This window comes from Schauerella aestuarii, from assembly GCF_009866805.1.
Classification (GTDB): domain Bacteria; phylum Pseudomonadota; class Gammaproteobacteria; order Burkholderiales; family Burkholderiaceae_B; genus Schauerella; species Schauerella aestuarii.
Genome location: NZ_SIZW01000036.1, coordinates 18,643 through 41,613, shown reverse-complemented (window position 1 = coordinate 41,613; position 22,971 = coordinate 18,643). Strand labels below are relative to the sequence as shown.

Below are 22,971 nucleotides of genomic sequence, written 5' to 3'. Positions count from 1 at the left end.
CCCTCACGACCGGCTCGGGCAACTGAAGCCCTGCATCTCTGGTAGGCGGAAGGGACTTTTGACGCTATTGGCAGTAATTTCAAGCACGACTTTTTTTCCATCGAAGTCATAGGTGGCACGCATGATCTCAGGCGACGCGCCCCGTTCGAGGCGGGCGCGATCGAGCATGCGATTCAAGGCCCACGGGCCCGACGTCACCATCCCGGCGGTGCCCACCTGAGGCGAGAGCGAAATGCGGACCTGATTGGCGCCGCGCGGCCCAGGCCAAGCCACGGACGTTGCCACTTGCGGACCGTGCGTGTAGGTGAACGTCTGCCCGTCGACGTCCATCAGAAATTGGGTGATTTCCGCGTCCATCTCGATGGGGCGAATCGACACCCGGTACGATGGCGTCTGACTGCCGGCGGCGAAATACACATCGCGAATCACACCAGCGCGCTGAAACGAATCCAGAAACGCCGACGGCGCGCCCGGTTCGCCGTCGATACCTGGCTTGAAGCGCCAGCGCGTGCTCGACACATCCACCTGGCTCACCAGATTTTTCTGGAAAAAATCGTCCATCAGCCCGTTAGGAGCAAACAGGCGGGCCATGTCGTTAGGGGCCACGTCGCGCGTGGCGTTCTGCGAAAACGGATACCGGCCGGCGATCGACTGGCGGCACGTCAGACCCACGGTCGCGGTAACGTTGTCGCCCAGCCGTTCGCGCACCACGCCCGAAATCTCCCCCACCGCATTGACCGACAGATCGTTGAGCACGCCGCGCAACGCCTCGGGCATGCGCCCGGCTTCGGCACGCAGCTTTGTGACCACATCCGAATTGGGTGCCGGACTGGCGCTACGCAAGGCCGCGTCGGTCGCGGTCAGATAGGTGTAAAGCTCATTGATCAAGCCACTCGTGGCCGAAATCGCAGGCTGACCGTTGGGGCCGGCCGTGGCCAGACGACGATAGGGTTCGAAATGCTTGTCGACGATCAACTCGAGTTTCTCGCCGGAAGCATCGGCACGGGTGGCGCCGCCCGGTCCGGTAGGACCAAACATTTGCTCCAACGCATCCCGCGTCGTGCTCACGCGATCGCGCGCCTGATCGACCAGCGACCGTTCGGTGTTCTCATCGCGCATCAGCGTGGTTTCGCGCGCCACGTTCTGAACCAACTGCGTCAACGGCGAATCGGGCGCCGACAACGTGCGCGCCAACTGAATGCTCTGCAGCAGCGACTGACTGGGCGGCAGGCGCAGATCGTTCAGATACGTGTCCCACTGCATCACGTAGTCGTTCAGATAGAGCCGCTTGATCTCGGTGACCAGCTGCCGCTGCGATGCGTCGTCCAGCATGCCGGGCGGCGCGATGTTGAGCACCCAGGCGTCATCCTGCCGCAGCACGCCGGCCACGGTGGCCGCGCGCTTGTTGAACACGTTCCAGTAGCCGCGATAGCTGTACAGGCTGGGAATGCCGGCCGTGAGCGGCTTGCCGCTCTTGCGCGTAAACACGGACGTTGCCTGGGGACCACCCAACGTGATCGCGGTGGTGTCCGGCCCGGGTTCGGCGTTGGTCAGAATGCGGCGCAAGCGGCTATACGCGCGATCGGCCAATGTGAAGCTCGCCAGACGTTCGCGCGACTGCCGCACCAACGCTTCATCTACCGGAAACGGCGACGCCAGAATCCGGCCCTGCACGAGATTGCGCAAGTGCAGCGACAACTGACCGTACTGCTGACGCGTATAGCCGGCCGGCAATGTGCTCTGCATGTCGGAGAGCAGCCAGGCATGCATGAACTCGGGATCGTAGTGATCCGATTCGTACAGCATCAGATAGGCGCGCAGCGCTTCGTACTGATATTCGAGATCGTTGGGCGCGGCCCGGCGCAACGCCGCTTCCACGCGTCGCGCGACTTGCGGCAACAACACCTGATCGAGCGTAGTGCGATACACGCCCTGCGCGGCCGACCGCATTTTCAGCCCTTGATAGAGCCCGAAGCGATGGCTGACCGGTGGGCTGTCGAGATCGAAATCACGGCCTTGCGGCAAGTACCACAGGCTATCCAGAAAGGGCATGAGGCCGAGTACATCTCCCGCGCTCGTGATCTTGATGTCGCGGCCGAGTCGCTCGACGGTGGGTACCCGCCCATCGATATCGGCAATGTAGTTGGTGTTGTTGCGATAACTGGTGGCCCATCCCACGATCAGCGCCACCAACGCCAGGCTGATCAGCGCGTAGCCGGCAAAGTGCAGGCGCCGGTTGCGGCGTTCCCAGCGCAGATTGCGGCCCGCCAGGCCGGACTCTTTGAAGATCACATCCTGCAGCAGATTCTTCAGGAAGAAGCTGCGGCCTTCGCCTTCCACCGGCGCGGGAGTCACCGTGGGCGCGCCGCCGTCGATGCGCAGATAGCGCTTCAATCGCCCGGTGACCTGATCGAACGTTTCGCCGCCCTGTGTGCCGCTGGTGAAGTACACCCCGCGCGGCAACAGGCGCGCGTCGAACTTCGACGTGGCAAACACATCGCTCAGGAAATGGCCCAGCAGATTCTGCAGCCCGGCGAACTGCTGCGGCAGCATGTAGGCCAGCGCGCGCCGCGCTTCGTCGGGTTCGGCGGCGAGCACCTCAGGCAACGCATCGTCCAGACGCCGTTGCAGCAGGCGGTACTCGGCGTGGAACGCTTCATACAGTTCGAAATCGGTTTCCTGCGTGCGCGCATACGGCAGCGTGAAGCCCCACACCTGCGATAGATCATCACGCGAGAAGGACGCGAAATATTCTTCGAAACCTGACAGCAGATCGACCTTGGTGACCAGCACGTAGATCGGAAATTGGATGCCGAGCTTTTGCCGCAGATCCTGCAGGCGCTTGCGCAGCACCGCCGCCTGCTGCACCCGCTCGCTATCCGAAGACGACAGCAGATCCGCTACGCTGATCGTCAGAATGGCGCCGTTGATCGGCTGGCGGCCACGAAACTTCGAGAGCAAGCCCAGAAAGCCCGACCACTCTTCTTCGTCGCCGGTGGGATCGCTTTCATGCGTGGTGTAGCGGCCCGCCGTATCCAGCAGCACCGCGTCATCCGTAAACCACCAGTCGCAATTACGTGTGCCGCCCACGCCGCGCAAGCCGACCTTGCCGAAACGATCGGCCAACGGAAAATTCAATCCCGAATTGACCAGCGCCGTCGTCTTGCCCGAACCCGGTGCGCCGATGAACACATACCACGGCAACTGGTACAGATACTGGCGTGAGAAGCGCTCCCAGGGCGCTGCGCGCTCGCCGTTCTCGAACCGCGTCTTCTTCAACAGATCCACGGCCTCGTCGAAGCGCTCCGCCAGCTCACGCACTTCGGCGTTCTCCGGCGTCTTTTCATCCTTCGACGTTGTCTTGGCCGGCTTGCGCAATTGGCCCAACAGTTGCGCGTTCAGGCGGCCCTCACGCCACTTGCGCCACAGGAGCCGCAGCAACCATATGCCGAACATGACGGCGATGACGATGATGCGGACCGTTTCGCTTTCGAGCGGCCGGGTGGTGCCGATGGCCAGGAGCGGCCCGGCGATCCACACCAGCAGCGCCAGCGCGACGAGCCCCAGAAAATTCCACAGCCCGCGGCTGAACAAAAATCCGAATACGCGGTAGATCATGGTTGCCTGCCCTCAAGCGAGGGATTGACGGCCACTGGCGAGACCAGCAGCGTGATTTCGACCCGGCGATTGCGGGCCCGGTTTTCAGCCGTGTCGTTGGGCGCGATGGGGTCCGCATCGCCGCGGCCTTCGGCGCGTACGCGATTGGGTTGCGTCAAACGCTGGTCGAGTATTTTCTTGACCGCATCGGCGCGCGTTTGCGACAGATGCCAGTTCGACGGGAATCGCGCACTGCGAATCGGGATATTGTCGGAATAGCCGCTGACCAGGATGGCGCCCGGCGTGCCGTTGAGCGCATCGGCCACGCGCGAAAGCACCGGCAGGTATTGATCGTTGACGCTGACCTCGCCCGAGCTGAACAAGCCATCGCCACGCAGCACGATCACACTCCGATCGGCTTCGTCGCGCACGGTGAGCAGGTTCTCGCGGATTTCCGGCGCCAGGAATCCCGCCAGACGCGGTTGCAAGGCTTGCGCGGGTGCCGGTGGCGGTGCGATCTGCAGCGTCGGCGGCTTCAAACCCGAGACGGCGGCAAACGTGACATCCGACTGCCCGCCCAGCCGCCAGCTCAGCCCGAAATAAACGAGCAAGGCGAGCACTGCGGCCAACGCGGCAAACACCCACAGCGGAATCGGCAGACGACGCACTTCCGCTTGAGTGGGCGCATCGCGCCAATGCGGCGACAGCTCGCGCGCATACTCGCCGCGCGCGCCGCGCAGGATCTGAAGCAGGCGCTGGCGCAGCGTCTGCAGTTGGGAACGGCCATTTTCCGAGATGCGATAGCGGCCCTCGAAACCCAGGAGCAAACAGTAGTAAAGCAACTCCAGCAGATCCAGATGCTGGCTGGGATTCTGCGACAGCTTGGCGAGCAGCTGGAAAAATTTTTCGCCGCCCCAGGTCTCGTTGTGAAACGTGACGAGCAGACTATGCGCCGACCACACGCCCTGCCCGCCCCAAGGCGTCAAGGCGGCGGCTTCGTCCAGCGCCGTGCACAGGCAATAGCGGGCACCCAGGATCGTCTCGTTGGGAATGCCGGCCTGCTGCGCGCGCAGTTCAAACTGCCGCACTTCATCCAGCAAATGCTCGCGCAACATGGCCGGCGACGGGTGCGACGCGGTCGCCCGGATCTGCGGAATCAGATCGAGCAGGGGATTGGCCGCCGCCACCAGGGGGTTCGACCCGCTGATGACGTACTCGTCGGGCCGCATGCGCTGCGACGCCAGGGCCTCGGGGCCGCCCGGTCCACCGGAAAAACTCCCGCCGTTGGGCGGGAAGGAAGTTGCATCTATCACGAAGGATTCCTAGTGGTCAGTCGCGGATGGCCCAGAACGCCATCGACAGGCCCGGAAATTCGCCGGCCAGATGGAGCGCCAATGCACCGGTTTTTTCGAGTTGGCGCCAGAATTCGCCGGCCTTGTCCAGTTCGAAATAGACGTAGCCTGCGGCATACGGGATCTGACGCGGCACCACCGGCAACGCGCGCACGGCCACGCCGGGCAACTGCAGATGCACGAGATCGCGAATGCGCTCGACCGGGCCGATTTTGACTTGCGACGGGAAACGCGAGCGCACCACTTCCGAAGGCAGATCGGCGTGCACCGCAAGCACGAAAGCCGCGCTGCGCATGAGTTCGAGATCGGGGATCTGGCCCACGCGCACGCCTTGCCCGCGGTCCTGCAACGGAATCTCCAAAGCGTTCTGCTCGAGCACGGCGGAGAGTGATCGGCGCAGTTCGGTCATCAAGGCCGAAAAGGTGCCGAACAGATCGTCATGGCGGTAGTCGGGCATCACCGTGGGCCGACGCGTCACGGCGGTGTACGTGGCCAGGTCGCAGGCCAGCATCAACCAGTCGTGATAAAGGCGCTCGGGATGCACGCCGCGGATCTGCCGGGCATGCCACAAGGCACCCATGTAGCGGTTGACCGCTTCGAGCAGCATGAAATCCGAGACTTCCGCCACGCCGCCGCGTCCCGGCTGTGACAACCGTGCCGCCAAGGCTTCGCTACGGGCGTCGAGCAACCCCGACAATTCGTTGGTGTAGCCATCCAGGATGGCGTGATCGCCGGCGGCCAGCCAGGGCGGGATATACGCATCGCGCAACACCACGCGATTATCCGAGCGGCGCTCGGCGATATGCGCCAAGTCGATGGCGATCCATTCGTCGGAGAGATCGGCAGCCAGCATGATCCGCAAGCGCAAGGCACCGGTTTGCACCAGCGCCGGCTCCAGCGACATCACGCTGGTATCGGCCACTTCCACTTCAGTCACGCGATATCGCGCCAGGGTGTCGTCACCGTCCTCGAACACGACTTCTTCGGTGCCGGGACGGCTGCGCGGCACGGCCAGCACCACGCGTGCATCGAGCGTCTGCACGGGCACCTCGAAAGCAGGCGGGGCCTGATCGAGGCCAGCAAAATCAAACGGCGTGCCGTCGGGAAACACACCTTGCGCCCGGCGCAACACAAGCTTGCCGACCGCCAGCGCGTCAAGGTCGAGTTCGAGCGCCGAGAAGCCCCAGAAAAACGATTGCTGTGCGACGGTGCGCGCCTGCAAGCGGTGCTCGAGATAACGCTCGAACTGTTGAAAATGCTGCGGACGAAGGAACATCCCCTCGGACCAGACGACTTTGTTGTTGGATGCCATGATCGATGTATCGATATCAGAAAGGCCACCACGGGGTTTCGCGCCCCGTGAGCACGAGACCGCCTTTTTCGACGGCCACGGCGACTTGTTCTTCGTTGGGCGAGAACTGCCAGATTTTGTAGGCGTTGGTGCGCTGCGCTTCGGGCAGCGGCAGCACCAGGCGCCACCTGCTGTGTTCGAGGTCGCGATAGCCACCGACGATGCCGACCACGCGGCCTTCGGCGCTGCCCTCGTGTGCAATCTTCTTCGTCTCGCCAGGCTTGAGCACGATGCGCTCAACGTTGATCAGATCGGTGCCCAATGCTTGCTGCGGATTGGACTGCAAGGTAAAGAAATCGGTCGACTCGAACTTGTCGGTGGACTTCAGTTCGAATACGGACACCTGGATGGGCGATGGTCGGCCATGTCGATCGGGATTGACGGCGTCATCCGCCTTGAATGCGATCACGTACGGCACAGGCACGCGCTTGGCCGTCGATGAGCAAGCGGCCAGCATCATCACCGCTGCGGCTGCCATCGCGAAGACCGTCCATACCGATCTCCCGCTGCGTTCGCACTTGCCCGCCATCTCACCCCTCCCATCGTGGTTGCCACTGCTATCAAGGGCGACATGACACGAGAAAAAAATGAGACTTTGGTTAAAAAACAAATCGGGTTACGACAGTTACGGCACGGATACAACCCTGCTGAAACCGAAACACCGGTGACACGAAACGAATAACTCCTGACACGATTCATGCCTATGATTCGGCCCTTGAACCCACTGCCTGCAGGCGGGTTTCTTCGCGGGCCAATCCCGCTTCTTTTCACCCTGAACGGATCATGAAAAAACTGCACGCCGCTCTTGCCGGTCTCACCCTTTCTCTGGCGCTCGCCGGCTGCGCACAGCCGCCGAAACAGGTCGTCGAAAGCCCGCCTACTGCGGCCGCGCTGAGTGACCTGCAGAAGGTGCGCGACAGCTATGCGGCCGGAAATTATGGCGACGTGATCCGCACAGTGGCACGCTCGGGCGACCTGGCCCAGTCGCCGCGCGACGTGCGTATCGAAGCGATGAAGCTGCAGGCGTTCAGCTATTGCCTGACCAAGCACCGCACCCTGTGCGAAGAACAATTCGAGCGCATCTTCGCACTCGATCCCAACTTCGAATTGAGCGCGGCAGAGCGGGGGCATCCCCAGTGGGGCCCCGTATACGAAGCCACCCGGCCGGCGGCCGCCGCACCGACGCGCTAATGCCGCGCACCGCGGCGGGCTTCCATGCCGGCCGCGCTTACGTTCAAGGACAGACGCAGATGAAACTCACCGCTATCCGCCGTAAAGAATCCAGCGACTTCACGCCGTTCTCCGCCGACTTTCAAGCCCCCGGCGGCACGATCGGTCGCTGCCCTGGCAATGCGCTGGTACTGCCCAGTGCCAACGACGAGATCTGCCGGCTGCAAGCGGTGGTTCGCATCAGCAACAACGACTGCTACCTGCTCAACATGAGCGACATGACGCAGGTGTCGGTCAACGGTCAACCGGTGTTGCCACGCAGCGAAGTCTTGCTGCATGAGGGCGATGAGGTTGCGATCGGCGGCTACGTACTGCAATCGGAAGACAATCGTGCCGCCGCCAACGGCAACATCGCCCCGCCGGCCGCGATCGAAGACGATCCCTGGGCCGCCACGCCACCGGTAGCGGTGCCCCATGCCATGCCGGCGGTGGCCGCCGCGACCGTTGCCGCGGCCACGCTCCCGATCGAGACGCGCGACGCAACCGACGCGGCTGCGGCCTTCCCGGCATCTCACGGTCTGCCCGACGAGCCCGCGCCTGCGCATCAGCCGGTCGACCCCGATACCGACGATCCCTTGCTGCCCACGCCCCCCGAGGAAGCGCCGCCTGTGGACATCTTCAGCGACCTGTTGGGCCCGGGCACATTGCCCGTGGGTAGCGTGCCCGACGTATCGGCGCACCCCTTCGACCTGGCGTCGGACGCGCGCTTGAACCCCGTCAATCCGCTCGATCAGCATGTGCCCGCGGATCTGGACGCCCACCGGTCGCGTGACCCGCTCGCGGCGTTCGACAGCCGGGAAGCGGCCGATACCCATCACATCTTCACGGACGACACGCCCACCACGTTGCGTCAGCAGGACGCCTTGACGGGTTACCGCGATGACGCCATCGGCGGCACGCTCACGCCGGTGTCATCCAGTGCGCCGGGCGGCAACCCCGATCGCACCAAGGAATTCGGCGGTCATATGCGGCCGGCGGCCGTGCGGCGCGACAATGGCGATGCGCAGCGTCCCACCGGCTTTGCGCCTGCCGATCGGGACGACATGCCCCGCCGCTGAGGTATTGCGCGCGGCTTATCGCTGCGTCGCATTGGCGACATCCGTTAAAAAGCCGCTTGAATGCCATTTCAAGCGGCTTTTTTGTCGATGCCCGCACACGGCGTACGGTATCAGGCTCCCGGTGCAGGCCGGGCGCTGGAGGCCAGTGCTTCGGCCAAGGCATCCTCGAGCGGCTTTGCCGTACTCAGCAGATGCAATGTGCCATCCTCGCGCGACACCAGAAACGGCGCGTTGCCGGCCAACATGGCGCTCAGGTTCTGCGTTTCGAGATAGGTCCTGGATTCGTAAAAGAACACCCAGCCTTCCGGCTTCTCCTGCGATTCGATGATCTCGACGGGATCGTCCAGGCGCGCGGCGATCTTCTCAAGGTAGGCATCGGCGATGCCGGCTGCACGTTGCTTATCGATCATGGTCAAACTCCTATGCTATGCGAATGCGTAAGTGAATTCGCCCTCGGCGGCATCGAGTGCAATCGTTTGAATCTTGCGCCCATCGGCGGCGGCCCCCAGCAACTCTCGGCTCACGCGCGGCAGCACCGTGTTGGTGAGAATCGCATCGACCATCCGGCCACCGGACTCGACTTCGGTGCAACGTGACACGATAAGGCCCATTGCCGCTTCGCTGTATGTCAAAGCGATACCATGATTGTCGGCAATGCGACGCTGGATGCGCGCCAGCTGCAGCGACACGACATTGGCCAGCATGCTGTCCGAGAGGGGCAGATACGGCACAACCACCAGGCGCCCCAGCAAGGCGGCCGGGAAGGTTTGCAGCAACGGCTCGCGCAATGCGCCCGCCAACGCGTCCGGCTCGGGCATCAGTGCGGGGTCGGCGCAGAGATTCATGACCAGGTCCGAACCCACATTGGAAGTGAGGATGATGATGGTGTTCTTGAAATCGATGTAGCGGCCTTCGCCATCCTCCATCCAGCCTTTGTCGAACACCTGGAAGAAGAGCTCGTGCACGTCGGCATGCGCCTTCTCCACCTCATCCAGCAGCACCACGCTGTAGGGCCGCCGGCGCACCGCCTCGGTGAGCACCCCGCCCTCGCCGTAGCCCACATAGCCCGGTGGCGCGCCCTTGAGCGTGGACACCGTATGCGATTCCTGAAACTCGCTCATATTGATGGCGATCACGTTCTGCTCGCCGCCGTAGAGCGACTCGGCCAGCGCCAAGGCGGTTTCCGTCTTGCCCACGCCGCTCGGGCCGCAGAGCATGAATACGCCCACGGGCTTGTTGGGATCGGTCAAGCGTGCGCGTGAGGTCTGCACGCGGCGGGCAATCGCCTCCAGACCGTGACGCTGGCCAATCACGCGCTTCTCCAGCGTATCGGCAAGATTGAGCACCGAGGCCGCCTCGTCCTTCACCATGCGGCCCACCGGTATGCCGGTCCAGTCGGCCACCACGGCCGCCACCGCATTGGCGTCCACCGACGGGAAGATCAACGGTGACTCGCCTTGCGAGGTTTCCAGCGCAGCGGCGGCACCGGCCAGTTCGGCCTGCAGCCCGGCAAGCGCCGCGGGATCGGCGTCATCGGCTTCGATACGTGCGCGCAACGCCAGCACGGCATCGGCCAGGCCGCGCTCGTGCGTCCAGCGCGCATCCAGTGTGTCGGCTTCGGCCAATGCCTCGGTGAGCGACGCCGCGATGCGCTGCTCGCGCTCGGGTGTGCAGGCACCCAGGCGGGCTTCACGTTGCGCGATATCCTGCTCGATGCGCAACGCCTCGATGCGCCGTTGCACGTCTTCGAGTTGCGGCGGCACGGCATGCTGGCTCACAGCCACGCGAGCGCAGGCCGTATCGAGCAGCGCCACGGCTTTGTCCGGCAACTGGCGGGCAGGAATGTAGCGGTGCGACAACCGCACGGCAGCGTCGATCGCCTCATCGAGCAACAGCACACGATGGTGCTGCTCGAGTTTTCCCGCCAGACCGCGCAACATGATGAGGGCGCGGTCCTCGGACGGCTCATGCACCTGCACGACCTGGAAGCGACGGGTGAGCGCAGGATCTTTCTCGATATATTTTTTGTACTCGGACCACGTGGTGGCGCCGATCGTACGCAGCAGGCCGCGCGCCAATGCGGGCTTGAGCAGGTTGGCGGCGTCGCCCGTGCCGGCATTGCCGCCGGCGCCCACCAGCGTATGGATTTCGTCGATGAACAGCACGATGGGTTTTTCACTTGCCTGCACGGCATCGATCACGCCGCGCAGCCGTGCCTCGAATTCCCCTTTCATGCTGGCGCCGGCCGAGAGCAAGCCGATGTCCAGCAGGTACAGCGACACGTCCTGCATCGAGGGCGGCACATCGCCCGCGGCCAGCCGCAGCGCCAGGCCTTCGACCACGGCCGTCTTGCCGACGCCCGCCTCACCCGTCAACAGCGGATTGTTCTGGCGGCGGCGCATCAGGATGTCGACGATCTGACGGATCTCTTCGTCGCGGCCCGTGACGGGATCGATTTCACCGGCACGCGCACGCGCCGTCATGTCCACCGTGTACTTCGCCAACACCGATTGATCGCCGCCGCCAGCACTCGCCTCGGCCCCGGCACCGGCAGTTTCCGCGGTGGGACCGTTCTCGGGCGACGCGGCCACGATGGCGTCGAAGTTTTCGAGCAACACATCCGGCACGATCTGCGCAAACAGCGGCGAGATGCCCAACAGCACCGTGCGCAACGAATACGTTTTGACGATGCCGGCGATCAGATGACCGCTGCGGATGCGCGCGCCGCCGAACCGCAGCGACCCCAGCACCCAGCCGCGTTCGACCGCGTGATCGATATGCTCCGACAGATCCGAGATCGACCCCGCACCGCGCGGCAATTGATCCAGCGCCGTGACGAGATCCGTTTGTACGCGACCGGTGTCGATATCGAAGTGCGCCAGAATGCGATGCAGATCGCTGTCTTGCGCGCTGGCGATCTGGTGCAACCAATGCACCAGCTCCACATAGGGATTGCCGCGCAGTTTGCAAAAGGCCGTGGCGCCTTCGAGGGCTTTGTACAGCAAAGGGTCGAGCTTGGCGAAGAGTTCGCTGCGGCTGATATCGGCCATGTTCGAGTGTCTCAGGCTACAGGTGAGTCGGACACCGCCTGCGGCACGGACCGCGGGCGGGCAAAACGTTGTTCGAGATCGAGGATGACGTCGCGGGCATCGCCCGCATCGGCGGGGCGCGTCCCCAGCCAGGTCGATAGCCCCAGGGGCTGCGGTTGACCGAGCCGCATGCCGGCCGCATCGCGCCGGTCGAGCACCGGCTGCAGATCCCAGGCGAATTCAATGCCGGTGTATTGCCGCACCCAATGCGTCAGCTGCTCGGCTGGCTTGCCGCCGGGCAGGAAGCCCGCATACTCAGGCGCGCGCAGCGGTCCGATCTCGATTCGGAACTTATGTTGCGCATCGCGCACAGCCGAGCCCAGCACAGTGTTCTGGCCCAACCCCAACGAGGCGCCCAGCGCCAGTTGCTGCGTGGGCTCGAGCCGAATCCAGTGCGGCACGAATTCGTGGATGCGCACGGGCACGCCGAAGTATTTTTGCAGGCTGTGCTTCAACCCTTCCGGGTTGCGCGTCTGGCGCAGCAGATGGCCGGCCATGTGATATTTCGCATGGTCCAGCACCGCATCGCGCCGTTGCAGCGACGGCTGCCCCATATGCAGCAGGCTGGCCACATAGCGCGTGAAATTGCCTTCCGGCCGATCCAGGCTGACGGTGCTTTGCGCGTCGGCCCACGCGCGATAGAGCAAGAGTGTGAGCCGATGATGGAACATATCGGCGAATGCCGCCAACGTGCCGTCGCCGTGGTGGTGCTGTCGCTCGCGCACGTGCTCGGTCATGTGCAACGGCAACGGGCCGTTCGGGCCGAACAAACCGAAACTGTAGATCGACACCTTGCGCGGCCCGCCCGCCCAGCCCGGTTTCACCTGCGCCAGCGTCGACGGCGCAAAGGCCATCGACGGCTCCTGCCCCATTCGCACCGGCTCGCCACGCGGCGACGCCGCCCGGCCCAACGGCACCTTGGCCCCGCCACGCGCGTCGATCCAGCGCAGCACGTGAAAGAGATCGTGTGCGTAGGGTTCCTGCGTCAACCTGTGCCAGAAGTCGGCCGGCAGGGAAGCGTCAGTGACCGCAATCGGATCGGCGGTGAGCGTCATGGGGCGCGAGACTCGATCAACCCATATGGATCTGTTTGGCGTCGACCTTGACCAGATCGTCACCCGTCACCATCGTGTACTTGGCATGCACGCGCGCGCTTTGCTCAGCCTGGTAATCCAGATTGCCGGCCCGCACGTGCTCGACTTCATCGGTCGTGCGAAAGGCATTGCGGCTCATCTGTACCAATCGATCCACCACCGCTTCGTACACTTTCCCGATCAGGCGCGTCTTGCCCACGGTGGCCGTCACCTCACGGCCGGTGTAGCGCATGCCGTCCACCACACAGTCCGCTTGTTTGGTGCGCATTGCCAACGTTTCCGATTCCAGCCGCACTGCCGACGCACTCTTCAGATGCAGATCCTGCGCGCTATCGAAAGCGATCGCCCCCGACCGCGTGGCAAGCGTGAGATCGCCCTCGACTTCAATGCGATGCACGGAGGGATCGGCTTGCTCGATCACGGCGATCAGATACACGCGCGCACGATCCGGGCCGCTGATCAACACCGTATCGCCCACGGCGGGTGCCAACAGGCAGCTCGCCGCGCGGCGCGCATGCCACACGCGGCCATCGCATTGCACGGCGAATACGCCGTCCACTGCAGCAGCCTCGATCGAACCGATCAAATGCACGGGATCGTAAACAGGAAGGCGATGATTGAGCGTTGACATTTTCATATGAGCATTCCGAAAGAGGCAGTGAGGAGCGCAAGGACGAGGCCCCGGTCAGATAACCGGGCGTCCGCCCATACGCGGCGCCCAGCGCGCGACTTCGCCACGCTGCAAGGTGGAAAGAACGAGCTCGGACATCATGTTGATGGACACATGACGCGCAAAGAACTGCTCGAGCACCGCACCGAACACGAATGGGGTGATACCTGAAAATGCGACGTCGTCCAGCGTCAGCGAGACGCGCGCGCCGCGGCCGTACAGGATCGGCCCGGGAATCGGCAAGCGGTGATGCACCGGCGCGATGTCCACATGCCGCACACCGGCAATCTGCTTGGCGATCACTGGATCGGCGAGATTGCTATAGATCTTGAGCATCTCGCGCAACGTCTTCGCGCCCTCCTCGGGATCGAGATCCACGAGGCTCAGGTAGTTCAGCCCCAGGTGGCTGATCAGGTGCCAGGTGGCGGCGTTCTCGGCCAATGCCGCGCGCGGGCGCGACGGCCCGCGCAGCACTTTGATCTGCGCCACGGGCGCCGACACTCGCAGCGTGAAATCGGAGTCGGTGCCCAGCGGCAGCAGCATCGGCAGATCGCGATTGGTGCACAACGTATCGACCACCACATGCCGCAGCTGATCCGAAAACGGCGCTTCATGCCGATCAACCAGCGAGACGAATACCTCGCTGCCGATGTAGCCCGTGCGTGTACCGTTGCGCTGTGCGGTGTCCGACACGAGTCGCGGCTCGCGCCTGAGCGAGTAATACGCGCCGTACTCATCGTCGTCGGTGCCGAGCGACCCGTAGAACGATCGAAATTCGCGCTCGCTCTGCCCGGCCCCATGACCATGGACGGTGCGCGCGCCGAACACTTCGAAATCCATCGGCCGCGTGCGATCGACCACCAGGTGATACTCGTTGGTGCGCGGCGTGACCGCAATCCGATCGGCCCGCTTCGGGAACAGATTGATGGCCGGGGTGCAATGCAATGCCAGATTTTCGGCGGTGATTGCGCCTTCGAGATCGACCGCGTCGCGTGAAAACAGAAACGTCAGATCGAACGACTTGGTTTCCCGCTGGTCGTCGGCGCCGCCGGCGCCGCGCAGGCCGCGCTTCAGATCGTTCACACTGAAAAACAGGAAACGCTGCGGAAACGCGAAGTACTCCTGCAGCAGCCGGTAGCCTTGAAACACGCGCGCGTCGTTGGGCAGCAGCGACTGCTCGTCATCGAACCCTTCATGACGCAATGCCGTGGCCGGCAACCGGTTGACCCATGACAACGGCCGGGCGGTGTCGTGGCACAGCACGGCAACCGTATCCTGCATGACCTGCTCGAGGAGCCGGTTCATCTGCAGATCCTGGCCGTTCAGGTGAAACATCAACTGATCGAGATCCAGATCCTGCACACGCATCCCGCCGCAGACTTCGATGCGCACCCGCAAGGCACTGCGCACGCGCATGTTGCGTCCGCCAAACCCCAATCGCGTCAGCGGCAGATCGGTCGGCACGCCGGTCACTTCAGCCTGCGTAACCCGCAACGGCCACAGCGTCATTGCATGCGCCGTCAGAAACTCGCACGGGGTTTGCTCGCCCTTGGGCAGTCGACCGCGCAGCACGGTGCCGCGCGGCAACTCGAAGCCTTTCGACAGCGTGCCCTCGTTCATGCTCGGCGTCATCTGCACCACCGTCATGGAAGGCGTGGGCGCCAGGTAATTCGGGAAAACGACTTCGAGCAAGCGCTGCGAAAAGCGCGGAAACTCGGCATCCATTTTCATGTGGATGCGCGCCGAGAGAAAGCTGAAGCCCTCCAGCAACCGCTCGACGTAGGGATCCGACACGTCGATCCCATTCATCCCCAGGCGGCCCGCCACCTTGGGATACTGCTGGGCGAACTCGGCACCCATTTCGCGCATGTAGCTCAGTTCGCGATTGTAGTAATCCAGCAGGCGGGCATCCATCAGAGGCCTCCCAGATCCTGCAGATCCATGTGTCCGCTTTCGAGATCGATGTCGGTGCGGAACAGGAATTCCTGCGCGTGCGGAACGCACCACAGCATGCCGCGTATCTCGAGGCTGAGGATGTTGTGGTGCTCGAGCGTATTGGTTTCACTCACGCATCGCACGTCGATCGTGCTGGCCAGCAAACGCGGCTCGAACGCGATGATCGCGCGGCGGATCGTGTCTTCCATATCGACCCAATCGATCTCGGACATGCGTTTGCCGGCAAGTGCCGAGACGCCATAGTTCACGGTCGATTGCGATACTTCGGGAAAGGCCGAAAGGTCGTCCGTTGTTGCGAGGTTGACCGTATTGAGCAACCAGCGCAGATCGCGCAACACGGCCTGGCGCAACGCGGTATGACTGATCATGCCGGCGTCGAACGCCTCGCGCCGTTGCTGCGGGGTATCGTCCATCAACCGGTCGAGCAGCGCCGGCTGCAGGCGATCGCGACCCAGGCGCAAATCGCGCGTGGGCGGCGTCGCCCCCTTGAGCCGATCGGCATCGATAGGCGCACCCATTATCCGGCCTGCCCCGGCGCTTGCGCGGCGTCGTCGTTGTGCTCAGGCGTCGTCTCGGCAGCCACATCGAAGCGGATTTCGCGCACATCCAGCACGCCGTACTCGCCGGTATCGGTGAGCCACATTTTCTGTCCGATGCCGGCGTACGTCTCGCCATGCAGCGGCAGCCATTCCGTCAACCGGCCCAGCACGATCGCATCGTCATCGGTGGCATGTGCCCGGCCCGGCCCGGCGGGATAGCGCGCCGGCACCAGGCATTGCTGCACCCGCCCGTCACGCAGGGTAAGTTCGGCTTGCGCCCACACCAGGTCGCACAGCCCCTGCGGCGCGATGAAGCGTACCGTGGCGAGTGCCGAGAACGGCACCCACCCATAGCGGCCGTTGAAGAACACCTCACAGACGGGGCCCAGGCGGCTGTCGCCATCGGTGACCCACGCGAACGCGGCTTCGGCGTCGTCGGGCGCGTGCGTGAGCACTCCCGCCACGGCCGGCGCGAGATCGAGCGCGGTGGCACGCAACTGCGCAACCTTCTCCGCCGGCTCGGCCGTGCTGCGCAATGCCAGCAGCAGGCCTTCCAGCCAGCCGGGCGAATCGCTGAACACGGTGGGCTCGGCCGCGCCGGCAAACACCGCCTCGCGTTGCCGCTCCGCCTCGATGGCCTGTTCGTACGCCATGGCTGTAGGTACGGCTTGCCGATTGAGCTTGGCGCTCAAGCGCAGTTGTTCGACGGCACGATCCCAGTCTCCCCGCACGGCGAGCAACTGAAAGAGTTGCGCACGCAGATCCGCATCGCCCGGCGCGCGCCGGATGCGTTGCTGCACGTCGTCGATCCGAGTCGCGATCGGCGTGCGATGCAGTGAGGTGAGCGAAGTGAGCGTCATGGCAAGCCGGTATGAGTTCGTTTTGAAAAGCAAGACGGGCGGCTGCTTGAAAGCGCCGCCCGCGCCTCTACGTCAGGACGTATCAGGCTTCTTTGTTTTGCTTGATATCCCAAGCGACCAGGCTTTCTGCGCCCTTGCCGCCCGACGCCGTCTGTTCCCAGTACTGCTGCTTGACCTTGCCGGCCTGGAACGCGTAGTTCACGAGCACCGCTTCCGAACCTTGGTCACCCGAGATTTGCGTCGACGTCACCAGCACGTCTTCCAGCGTGATCTTCGAGTATTCGATCTGCGTGCCGCCAGCCTTGCAGACCGAGATCTCGATCTTGCTCAAGTGCTTGCCGCTTGCGCAGTGCTTCATCACGGCAGGTGCCGCCTTGTCGATACGCGTCACGACGTGGAGGTCGTTGAAGCTGGCCTTGCCCACACCGCCACCGCCGCCGCCGGCCATGTTGCCGGGTTGCGTTGCGCCCCACGAGAACGACAGAATGTCGGTCCAGTCTTTGTGGTTGGCGTCTTTCGATTCGCCATTGGCGCCATCGATCTTCATGAACATGTCAACAGCCACTGATTTCTCCTAGCAAAGATGAGCGGTCGGGCATGGGCCCCACCGCGATAAGAAAGTGCCCTTAACCTTCGTTTTGCTTCAACGACGGCAGTTTGGACACCAGACGCAGCGACACCGTCAGCCCTTCGAGCTGATAGTGCGGCCGTAAGAAGAACTTCGCCGAGTAGTAGCCCGGGTTGTCTTCGATCTCCTGAACTTGCACTTCTGCGGCCGCAAGCGGTTTGCGCGCCTTGGTCTCTTGCGACGAATTGACCGGATCGCCATCGACGTAATTCATGATCCAGTCGTTGAGCCAACGCTCCATGTCGTCGCGCTCGCGGAAGGAGCCGATCTTGTCGCGCACGATGCACTTCAGGTAGTGCGCAAAGCGGCAGCAGGCGAACAGGTACGGCAGACGCGCAGACAGCTTGGCGTTGGCCGATGCGTCGGCGTCGTAATAGTCATGCGGCTTCTGCAGCGACTGCGCACCGATGAAAGCGGCGAAGTCCGAGTTCTTGCGATGGACCAGCGGCATGAAACCATTCTTGGCCAACTCGGCCTCGCGGCGGTCGCTGATCGCGATCTCGGTGGGGCACTTCATATCCACGCCACCGTCGTCGGTCGGGAACGTGTGACAAGGCAGATTCTCCACCGCGCCACCCGATTCCACGCCACGGATCGACGTGCACCAGCCATACATCTTGAACGAGCGATTGACGTTGGCCGCCATGGCGTAGGCCGAGTTGGCCCACGTGTAGCGGTCGTGATTGGCGCCGTCGGTCTCTTCTTCGAAATCGAATTCGTCGACCGGGTTCGTGCGCGCACCGTAAGGCAGCCGCGCCAGGAAACGCGGCATGGCCAGGCCGATGTAGCGCGAATCTTCCGACTCACGCAGGCTGCGCCACGCAGCGTATTCGGTGTTGGTGAAAATCTTGGTCAGGTCGCGCGGATTGGCGAGTTCCTGCCACGATTCCATCTGCATCACCGAGGGCGCTGCGCCCGAGATGAACGGGCAGTGCGCCGCGGCGGATACCTTGGCGATTTCACCCAGCAGCTCGACATCCGGCGGGCTGTGGTCGAAGTGATAGTCGCCCACCAGGCAGCCGATCGGCTCGCCCCCGAACTGGCCGTATTCTTCTTCGTACACGCGCTTGAAGATCGGGCTTTGATCCCAGCCCACACCTTTGTAGCGCTTGAGCGTGCGGCCCAGTTCCTTCTTGGACAGGCACATCACGCGAATCTTCAAGAGCTCATCGGTCTCGGTGTTGTTCACGAGGTAGTGCAGCCCGCGCCACGCACCTTCGAGCTTTTGAAACTCGGCGTTGTGCATCACCAGGTTGATCTGCTCGGAAAGCTTGCGGTCGATCTCGGCGATGATCGCCTGGATCGTGCGGTAAGCGTCCGACGACAACGTCACCGAGTTTTCGAGGGCCTGGTGTGCAAGCGTTTTCACCGCGTGCTCGACGGCCTCGCGCGCCTGGTCGGTCTTGGGCTTGAATTCTTTCTGCAGCAAAGCGGATAGATCGTCGCCTACTGCGGTCTGGGCGACGTGTTCGCCCTGTTTGGCCACTGCGGTCATGTGTGTTCTCCGAAATCGTGGTCGCCGGACGCGTTATGCGTCGCCAGCCGGCTTGGCCGCGTCATCGGCGGGCTTGGCGGCTTCGGGATTGGGTGCCAGCGCCAGCGAATTCAACAGCGCAGGGTTCTGAAGCACTTTGCCGATCAACTCTTCTGCGCCCGACTTGCCGTCCATGTAGGTCAGCAGATTGGACAATTGCGTGCGCGCATCCAGCAGCGAGTTCAGCGCATCCACTTTGCGCGCCACCGTGGCGGGCGAGAAGTCGTCGATGCTGTCGAACGTGATGTCCACATTCAGATTGCCTTCACCGGTCAAAGTGTTGGGCACCTGGAACGCCACGCGCGGCTTGATCGACTTCATGCGCTCATCGAAGTTGTCGATGTCGATGTCGAGAAACTTGCGTTCGGCGATCTCGGGCAGTTGATCGGCCGACTTGCCGGCGAGATCGGCCATCACGCCCATCACGAAAGGCAACTGAACCTTGCGTTCGGCGCCGTAGAGTTCGACGTCGTATTCGATCTGCACGCGCGGTGCGCGATTACGGGCGATGAACTTCTGGCCGCTGCCCTTTGAAACGGTTGCCATAAAAGGTTCTCCTGTCGATATGTTTTAAGTGGCCGGATTCAGCGGATGGGCTGGCCGTCGGCATCGCGTGGCAACCAGGCTTCGAATTGATCGAGGCCTTGCGGCGCCAGGTTCTTGACGATGTCGTGAAAATTGAGTGAGACCAGTTGCTGAACCCGGCGCAACAAATACGGGGCCGGGTGGCTGGGTTCGTGCGTTTCGAAATAGCTCGCGACTTTGATGAGCATCGCTGCCGCCTCGTCGCGTGTATGAATTTCTGCATCGAGCCAGTTGCGCGCATTGGCAGCCGCACGCGTATTGCCGGCGGCGGCCGCGTGCGGCGTCTGTGCACCGGACGAGGCCAGCGTGTCAGCCTCGAGCAGGATGGCCGCGGTATCGTCGGCAGCCGAATCGTCGACGCTATCGGTCAGGCCCTGCGCCACGCATTGCAGCGTACGTTCGATGGATTGAAAATCGGGCGACCAGGCCGCACCGGCGCGATCGACCACGATGGACTGGATGCGTTTGAGGGCTGCCAACGCGTCGCTCACCGCCACCAGATCCGGATCGCGTGCCAGCCAGCCTTGCCGGAGATTCTCGAGCAGGCGGGCACGTCCGCCAGGGTACGCCTCGCTGTCGGTTCGGCCACCGTCGAGGATGGCTTCGGCATCGCGCAGCGAGAGTTGCCCATGCACGCTATTGAGCAAGCGCGACGAGCGGGCGCGGCGGCCGGCGCCTTGCACATCGCCCAAGGCGGAGAGCGCATTCACGCGCGGCATTGGATCTTCGTCGCCGTCGATCACGACTTGCGGATGCACCTCTTCCCAATAGCGGGCAAGGGCCTCCGCCACCAGGTTCAAGCCTTCCGCGTAACCAGCAAGGCCACGACTCTCGGTCCACGCCTGCGCCAGAAATCCGATCACCCGGATATCGTAGGTGCGCTGCATCAGCCCCAGCGAAAGCTTTTCGACCTCGCGCCAATCGGGCGGCTCGGCCGGAATGATCGTATTGCCGAACTGCTGCTCGCTCTTGCCCACTGCCGCTTGCTGCAAGGCAAGGAACGTGGGGTCGTACTCAAGATCCACGCCGCACGGGGCGTGGTGATCCAGCGGCGAAAGAAGTTCGGAAGCGTCCATGATTGCAAGACCCGCCCAGGCCGGATGAGGTGGCCTGGATGTGCCGAAAATGTCGGTCGGTTTAAGACGGGCAGATTCTAGGCACGAGGTTTTACGATTGTTGGACGCCTAACAACTCATTTGTACTTTTACGATTTCTTGCGTTTGGGTGACGTCTCCACACGTTCAAACCAGAAATTTCACGATTGCTTACGGGATGTACTAGTACCCGTCTGGCGACGCTCTGCGGGCGTCACAGTGCCACGAACGCCGGCGGCACAGCGCCCCCTGCATTGCCGCCCAGAAACTGCGCGGGCCGCCGCAGCGCGGGATCGAAGGGATTGAGACGCGCACTGATGGCCGCGGCCTCCTTCTTCAGGATATGCACGATCTGCGGCAGTCGATCGTCGTTGACGCGATCGGCCAGCGTGCCGATGCTCAGTGCCGCCACCGGCATGCCGTCCGCATCCAGGATCGGCACCGATACGCCGGCCATGCCGGGAATGATGCCCGGAGAGCACGTGGCCGCGTAGCCGGCCGCGCGCGTGCGATCGATCTCGGTGCGCAGAAACACCTCGTCGAAGTAGCCCAGATTCAGAAGCCGCGGCACATTGAACCGGATGACTTCTTCGCGCTCCGCCTCCGGCATCAGCGCCAGGATCAGCAACCCTGCCTGGCCTACGCCCAGCGGGACGCGGCCGCCAATGTCGCCCGTGTGCGAGCGGATCGGGAACGGCCCTTCCACGCGATCCAGGCACACCGCGTCGAAGCCGCTGCGCACCAGGAGAAAGAGCGTGTCGTTGAGCATGCCCGACAGGCGCAGCAGCGCCGGTCGGCATAACGCCTTCAGACTGGTATGACGCCCGCCCGCCTGAGCGGCCAAGGCGTAGAAATCGATGCCCAGGCGATACGACTTGCCGCCGTCCGGTTGCTCAACCATGCCTTCGGCCAGCAACGCCCGAAGAATCCGGTGCACCGTGGCCTGGGCCAGTCCGGTGGCGGCAGCGACCTCGGTAAGCCGCAACCCTTCCCCCTGGGCGGTGGCCAGCGCGCGAATCACGGCGAAGCCGCGCTGCAAGCCGCCCGAACCGGTTTCCGCGTCGTCCGAAAGCGGAGTTTTTTTGGCCATGGTTACGTCCATTTGGAATTCGATAGCCTCAAATTCTAAAACAATTCCAACTACCGAAATTAGTTATAAATAAATTCTGATTAGCGAAAAATCACGTTGACGCCAAATTTGCGTGCTTCTTATGCTTGAGTCACAAGAAAATCGATACCAAGGCGGAAAATCATGGCGTTCCTGCGACTCAATGGCGTGTCCAAATACTATGGCGACCTCTGTGTGGTCGCCGACCTGGATCTGACGGTCGACAAAGGCGAGTTCGTGTCGCTGCTGGGCCCCTCCGGCTGCGGCAAGACGACGACCCTGCAGATGATCGCGGGGTTTGCCGATGTGACGCGCGGCACGGTGGAGCTGGATGGCCGCGACATCACCCGCGCCAAGCCCAATACCCGTGGCCTGGGCATCGTGTTCCAGAGCTACGCGCTCTTCCCGCATATGACGGTGGCCGACAACGTGGGCTTCGGCTTGAAGATGCGCCGCGTGGGCCGCAGCGAACGCGACCGCCGCGTGAAAGAGGCTTTGGCCCTGGTGAAGCTCGACCAGCATGCCCTGCGCTATCCGCGTGAGCTTTCCGGCGGTCAACGCCAGCGGGTTGCGCTCTCGCGCGCATTGGTGATTTCGCCGCCCGTGCTGTTGCTGGACGAGCCGCTGTCCAATCTGGACGCGCAGTTGCGCGAGGAAATGCAGTACGAACTGCGCAACATTCAACGCCATGTGGGCACCACCACCATCATGGTGACGCACGATCAGGCCGAAGCCTTGTCGATCAGCGATCGCGTCGTGGTCATGCAGAACGGCCGCGCCACGCAGATCGACCAGCCCTATCGCATGTACGAACATCCGCAAACCGAATTCATCTCGCGGTTCGTCGGCAAAACAAACCTGCTCGGTGGCGATGTGCGGGCGATCGCAGGTGACCGCGCGACGGTGCAGACCACAGGCCTGGCGTTCGACGTGCCGAGCGCAGGCCTTGCGGCAGGCGATCGGGTGCAGATCTCGCTGCGGCCTGAAAAACTGCGCTTGGCCGCCGCCGGCACCGGCCGGCTGCCCGGTACGGTCGCGTTGCGCTTTTTCCTCGGCAGCCAGTGGATGTATGAGATCGATACCGCCGCCGGTCGCATGATCGTCGTGGTACCCAACGATGGCGCCGCCCCCAGCGATACGGGATCGCCCGTTGACCTTGACTGGTCGCCGGACGTGGTGCGCGTGCTGCCGCCGGTCAGCCACGCGACTTCGGCTTGAGGAGGGCA

Annotated in this window: 19 protein-coding genes; 3 read left to right on the top strand and 16 right to left on the bottom strand. The window is 63.3% G+C overall.

Annotation, left to right across the window (positions count from 1 at the left end):
• Nucleotides 1-3: 3 nt before the first annotated feature.
• The 4 genes from tssM to tssJ are packed head-to-tail and all read right to left on the bottom strand — an operon-like array spanning nucleotide 4 to nucleotide 6,829.
• Nucleotides 4-3,618, bottom strand: a complete 3,615-nt coding sequence (gene tssM, locus EYW45_RS00670) for a type VI secretion system membrane subunit TssM (protein WP_161133450.1) — start codon at nucleotides 3,616-3,618, stop codon at nucleotides 4-6.
• Nucleotides 3,615-4,907: a DotU family type VI secretion system protein gene (locus tag EYW45_RS00665; RefSeq protein WP_407924889.1), complete on the bottom strand. Its 1,293-nt coding sequence runs from the start codon at nucleotides 4,905-4,907 to the stop codon at nucleotides 3,615-3,617. The genes tssM and EYW45_RS00665 overlap by 4 nt, the downstream gene beginning before the upstream one ends.
• A gap of 19 nt (nucleotides 4,908-4,926) precedes the next feature.
• Nucleotides 4,927-6,261, bottom strand: a complete 1,335-nt coding sequence (gene tssK / locus EYW45_RS00660) for a type VI secretion system baseplate subunit TssK (RefSeq protein WP_161133449.1) — start codon at nucleotides 6,259-6,261, stop codon at nucleotides 4,927-4,929.
• Between the two features lie 16 nt (nucleotides 6,262-6,277).
• Complete coding sequence (tssJ, locus tag EYW45_RS00655; protein WP_235938736.1) at nucleotides 6,278-6,829, bottom strand: type VI secretion system lipoprotein TssJ; 552 nt, start codon at nucleotides 6,827-6,829, stop codon at nucleotides 6,278-6,280.
• 254 nt (nucleotides 6,830-7,083) lie between these two features.
• On the opposite strand from tssJ, the gene EYW45_RS00650 reads away from it, so the two are divergent.
• Nucleotides 7,084-7,491 (top strand): TssQ family T6SS-associated lipoprotein, encoded by a 408-nt coding sequence (locus EYW45_RS00650; RefSeq protein WP_161133448.1) that lies wholly within the window; start codon nucleotides 7,084-7,086, stop codon nucleotides 7,489-7,491.
• Nucleotides 7,492-7,550: 59 nt separating this feature from the next.
• Nucleotides 7,551-8,588: an FHA domain-containing protein gene (locus EYW45_RS00645; protein ID WP_161133447.1), complete on the top strand. Its 1,038-nt coding sequence runs from the start codon at nucleotides 7,551-7,553 to the stop codon at nucleotides 8,586-8,588.
• A gap of 110 nt (nucleotides 8,589-8,698) precedes the next feature.
• Here EYW45_RS00645 and EYW45_RS00640 read toward each other — a convergent pair whose 3' ends face one another.
• From EYW45_RS00640 to EYW45_RS00585, 12 genes are all read right to left on the bottom strand, one after another.
• On the bottom strand, nucleotides 8,699-8,998 hold the full coding sequence (locus EYW45_RS00640; protein ID WP_161133446.1) for a YrhB domain-containing protein: 300 nt from the start codon (nucleotides 8,996-8,998) through the stop codon (nucleotides 8,699-8,701).
• Nucleotides 8,999-9,013: 15 nt separating this feature from the next.
• Complete coding sequence (gene tssH / locus EYW45_RS00635) at nucleotides 9,014-11,638, bottom strand: type VI secretion system ATPase TssH (RefSeq protein WP_161133445.1); 2,625 nt, start codon at nucleotides 11,636-11,638, stop codon at nucleotides 9,014-9,016.
• Nucleotides 11,639-11,649: 11 nt separating this feature from the next.
• Nucleotides 11,650-12,732 (bottom strand): type VI secretion system baseplate subunit TssG, encoded by a 1,083-nt coding sequence (gene tssG / locus EYW45_RS00630; RefSeq protein WP_161133444.1) that lies wholly within the window; start codon nucleotides 12,730-12,732, stop codon nucleotides 11,650-11,652.
• A 16-nt stretch (nucleotides 12,733-12,748) separates the two neighbouring features.
• Entirely contained in the window at nucleotides 12,749-13,402 is a 654-nt protein-coding gene (locus EYW45_RS00625) for a DUF3540 domain-containing protein (protein WP_161133455.1), read from the bottom strand.
• Between the two features lie 54 nt (nucleotides 13,403-13,456).
• Nucleotides 13,457-15,355, bottom strand: coding sequence for a type VI secretion system baseplate subunit TssF (gene tssF, locus EYW45_RS00620; RefSeq protein WP_161133443.1), 1,899 nt, complete (start codon nucleotides 15,353-15,355; stop codon nucleotides 13,457-13,459).
• On the bottom strand, nucleotides 15,355-15,915 hold the full coding sequence (gene tssE, locus EYW45_RS00615; RefSeq protein ID WP_161133442.1) for a type VI secretion system baseplate subunit TssE: 561 nt from the start codon (nucleotides 15,913-15,915) through the stop codon (nucleotides 15,355-15,357). The genes tssF and tssE overlap by 1 nt, the downstream gene beginning before the upstream one ends.
• Nucleotides 15,915-16,796 carry a type VI secretion system accessory protein TagJ gene (locus EYW45_RS00610; protein WP_161133441.1) on the bottom strand — a complete coding sequence of 294 codons (882 nt, stop codon included), beginning with the start codon at nucleotides 16,794-16,796 and terminating at the stop codon, nucleotides 15,915-15,917. The genes tssE and EYW45_RS00610 overlap by 1 nt, the downstream gene beginning before the upstream one ends.
• Nucleotides 16,797-16,878: 82 nt before the next feature.
• Entirely contained in the window at nucleotides 16,879-17,361 is a 483-nt protein-coding gene (locus EYW45_RS00605) for an Hcp family type VI secretion system effector (protein ID WP_161133440.1), read from the bottom strand.
• Between the two features lie 61 nt (nucleotides 17,362-17,422).
• Nucleotides 17,423-18,919 (bottom strand): type VI secretion system contractile sheath large subunit, encoded by a 1,497-nt coding sequence (gene tssC / locus EYW45_RS00600; RefSeq protein WP_161133439.1) that lies wholly within the window; start codon nucleotides 18,917-18,919, stop codon nucleotides 17,423-17,425.
• A gap of 33 nt (nucleotides 18,920-18,952) precedes the next feature.
• Nucleotides 18,953-19,504, bottom strand: coding sequence for a type VI secretion system contractile sheath small subunit (gene tssB / locus EYW45_RS00595; protein WP_161133438.1), 552 nt, complete (start codon nucleotides 19,502-19,504; stop codon nucleotides 18,953-18,955).
• A 38-nt stretch (nucleotides 19,505-19,542) separates the two neighbouring features.
• Nucleotides 19,543-20,619 (bottom strand): type VI secretion system protein TssA, encoded by a 1,077-nt coding sequence (gene tssA / locus EYW45_RS00590; RefSeq protein ID WP_161133437.1) that lies wholly within the window; start codon nucleotides 20,617-20,619, stop codon nucleotides 19,543-19,545.
• Between the two features lie 232 nt (nucleotides 20,620-20,851).
• A complete protein-coding gene (locus EYW45_RS00585; RefSeq protein WP_202444524.1) occupies nucleotides 20,852-21,727 on the bottom strand; it encodes an IclR family transcriptional regulator in 876 nt (291 codons plus the stop codon).
• A 162-nt stretch (nucleotides 21,728-21,889) separates the two neighbouring features.
• On the opposite strand from EYW45_RS00585, the gene EYW45_RS00580 reads away from it, so the two are divergent.
• A complete protein-coding gene (locus tag EYW45_RS00580) occupies nucleotides 21,890-22,963 on the top strand; it encodes an ABC transporter ATP-binding protein (protein WP_161133435.1) in 1,074 nt (357 codons plus the stop codon).
• Nucleotides 22,964-22,971 lie beyond the last annotated feature (8 nt).

What these genes read in the sequence shown, in the direction of transcription:
- EYW45_RS00650 (WP_161133448.1), top strand. Translation starts at nt 7,084, where the DNA reads ATGAAAAAACTGCACGCCGCTCTTGCCGGTCTCACCCTTTCTCTGGCG.
- tssB (WP_161133438.1), bottom strand. Translation starts at nt 19,504, where the DNA reads ATGGCAACCGTTTCAAAGGGCAGCGGCCAGAAGTTCATCGCCCGTAAT.
- EYW45_RS00645 (WP_161133447.1), top strand. Translation starts at nt 7,551, where the DNA reads ATGAAACTCACCGCTATCCGCCGTAAAGAATCCAGCGACTTCACGCCG.
- tssC (WP_161133439.1), bottom strand. Translation starts at nt 18,919, where the DNA reads ATGACCGCAGTGGCCAAACAGGGCGAACACGTCGCCCAGACCGCAGTA.
- tssF (WP_161133443.1), bottom strand. Translation starts at nt 15,355, where the DNA reads ATGGATGCCCGCCTGCTGGATTACTACAATCGCGAACTGAGCTACATG.
- tssA (WP_161133437.1), bottom strand. Translation starts at nt 20,619, where the DNA reads ATGGACGCTTCCGAACTTCTTTCGCCGCTGGATCACCACGCCCCGTGC.
- EYW45_RS00625 (WP_161133455.1), bottom strand. Translation starts at nt 13,402, where the DNA reads ATGTCAACGCTCAATCATCGCCTTCCTGTTTACGATCCCGTGCATTTG.
- tssK (WP_161133449.1), bottom strand. Translation starts at nt 6,261, where the DNA reads ATGGCATCCAACAACAAAGTCGTCTGGTCCGAGGGGATGTTCCTTCGT.
- tssG (WP_161133444.1), bottom strand. Translation starts at nt 12,732, where the DNA reads ATGACGCTCACCGCCGATCCGATTGCGGTCACTGACGCTTCCCTGCCG.
- EYW45_RS00610 (WP_161133441.1), bottom strand. Translation starts at nt 16,796, where the DNA reads ATGACGCTCACTTCGCTCACCTCACTGCATCGCACGCCGATCGCGACT.
- EYW45_RS00580 (WP_161133435.1), top strand. Translation starts at nt 21,890, where the DNA reads ATGGCGTTCCTGCGACTCAATGGCGTGTCCAAATACTATGGCGACCTC.
- EYW45_RS00640 (WP_161133446.1), bottom strand. Translation starts at nt 8,998, where the DNA reads ATGATCGATAAGCAACGTGCAGCCGGCATCGCCGATGCCTACCTTGAG.
- tssH (WP_161133445.1), bottom strand. Translation starts at nt 11,638, where the DNA reads ATGGCCGATATCAGCCGCAGCGAACTCTTCGCCAAGCTCGACCCTTTG.
- tssE (WP_161133442.1), bottom strand. Translation starts at nt 15,915, where the DNA reads ATGGGTGCGCCTATCGATGCCGATCGGCTCAAGGGGGCGACGCCGCCC.
- tssJ (WP_235938736.1), bottom strand. Translation starts at nt 6,829, where the DNA reads ATGGCGGGCAAGTGCGAACGCAGCGGGAGATCGGTATGGACGGTCTTC.
- tssM (WP_161133450.1), bottom strand. Translation starts at nt 3,618, where the DNA reads ATGATCTACCGCGTATTCGGATTTTTGTTCAGCCGCGGGCTGTGGAAT.
- EYW45_RS00585 (WP_202444524.1), bottom strand. Translation starts at nt 21,727, where the DNA reads ATGGCCAAAAAAACTCCGCTTTCGGACGACGCGGAAACCGGTTCGGGC.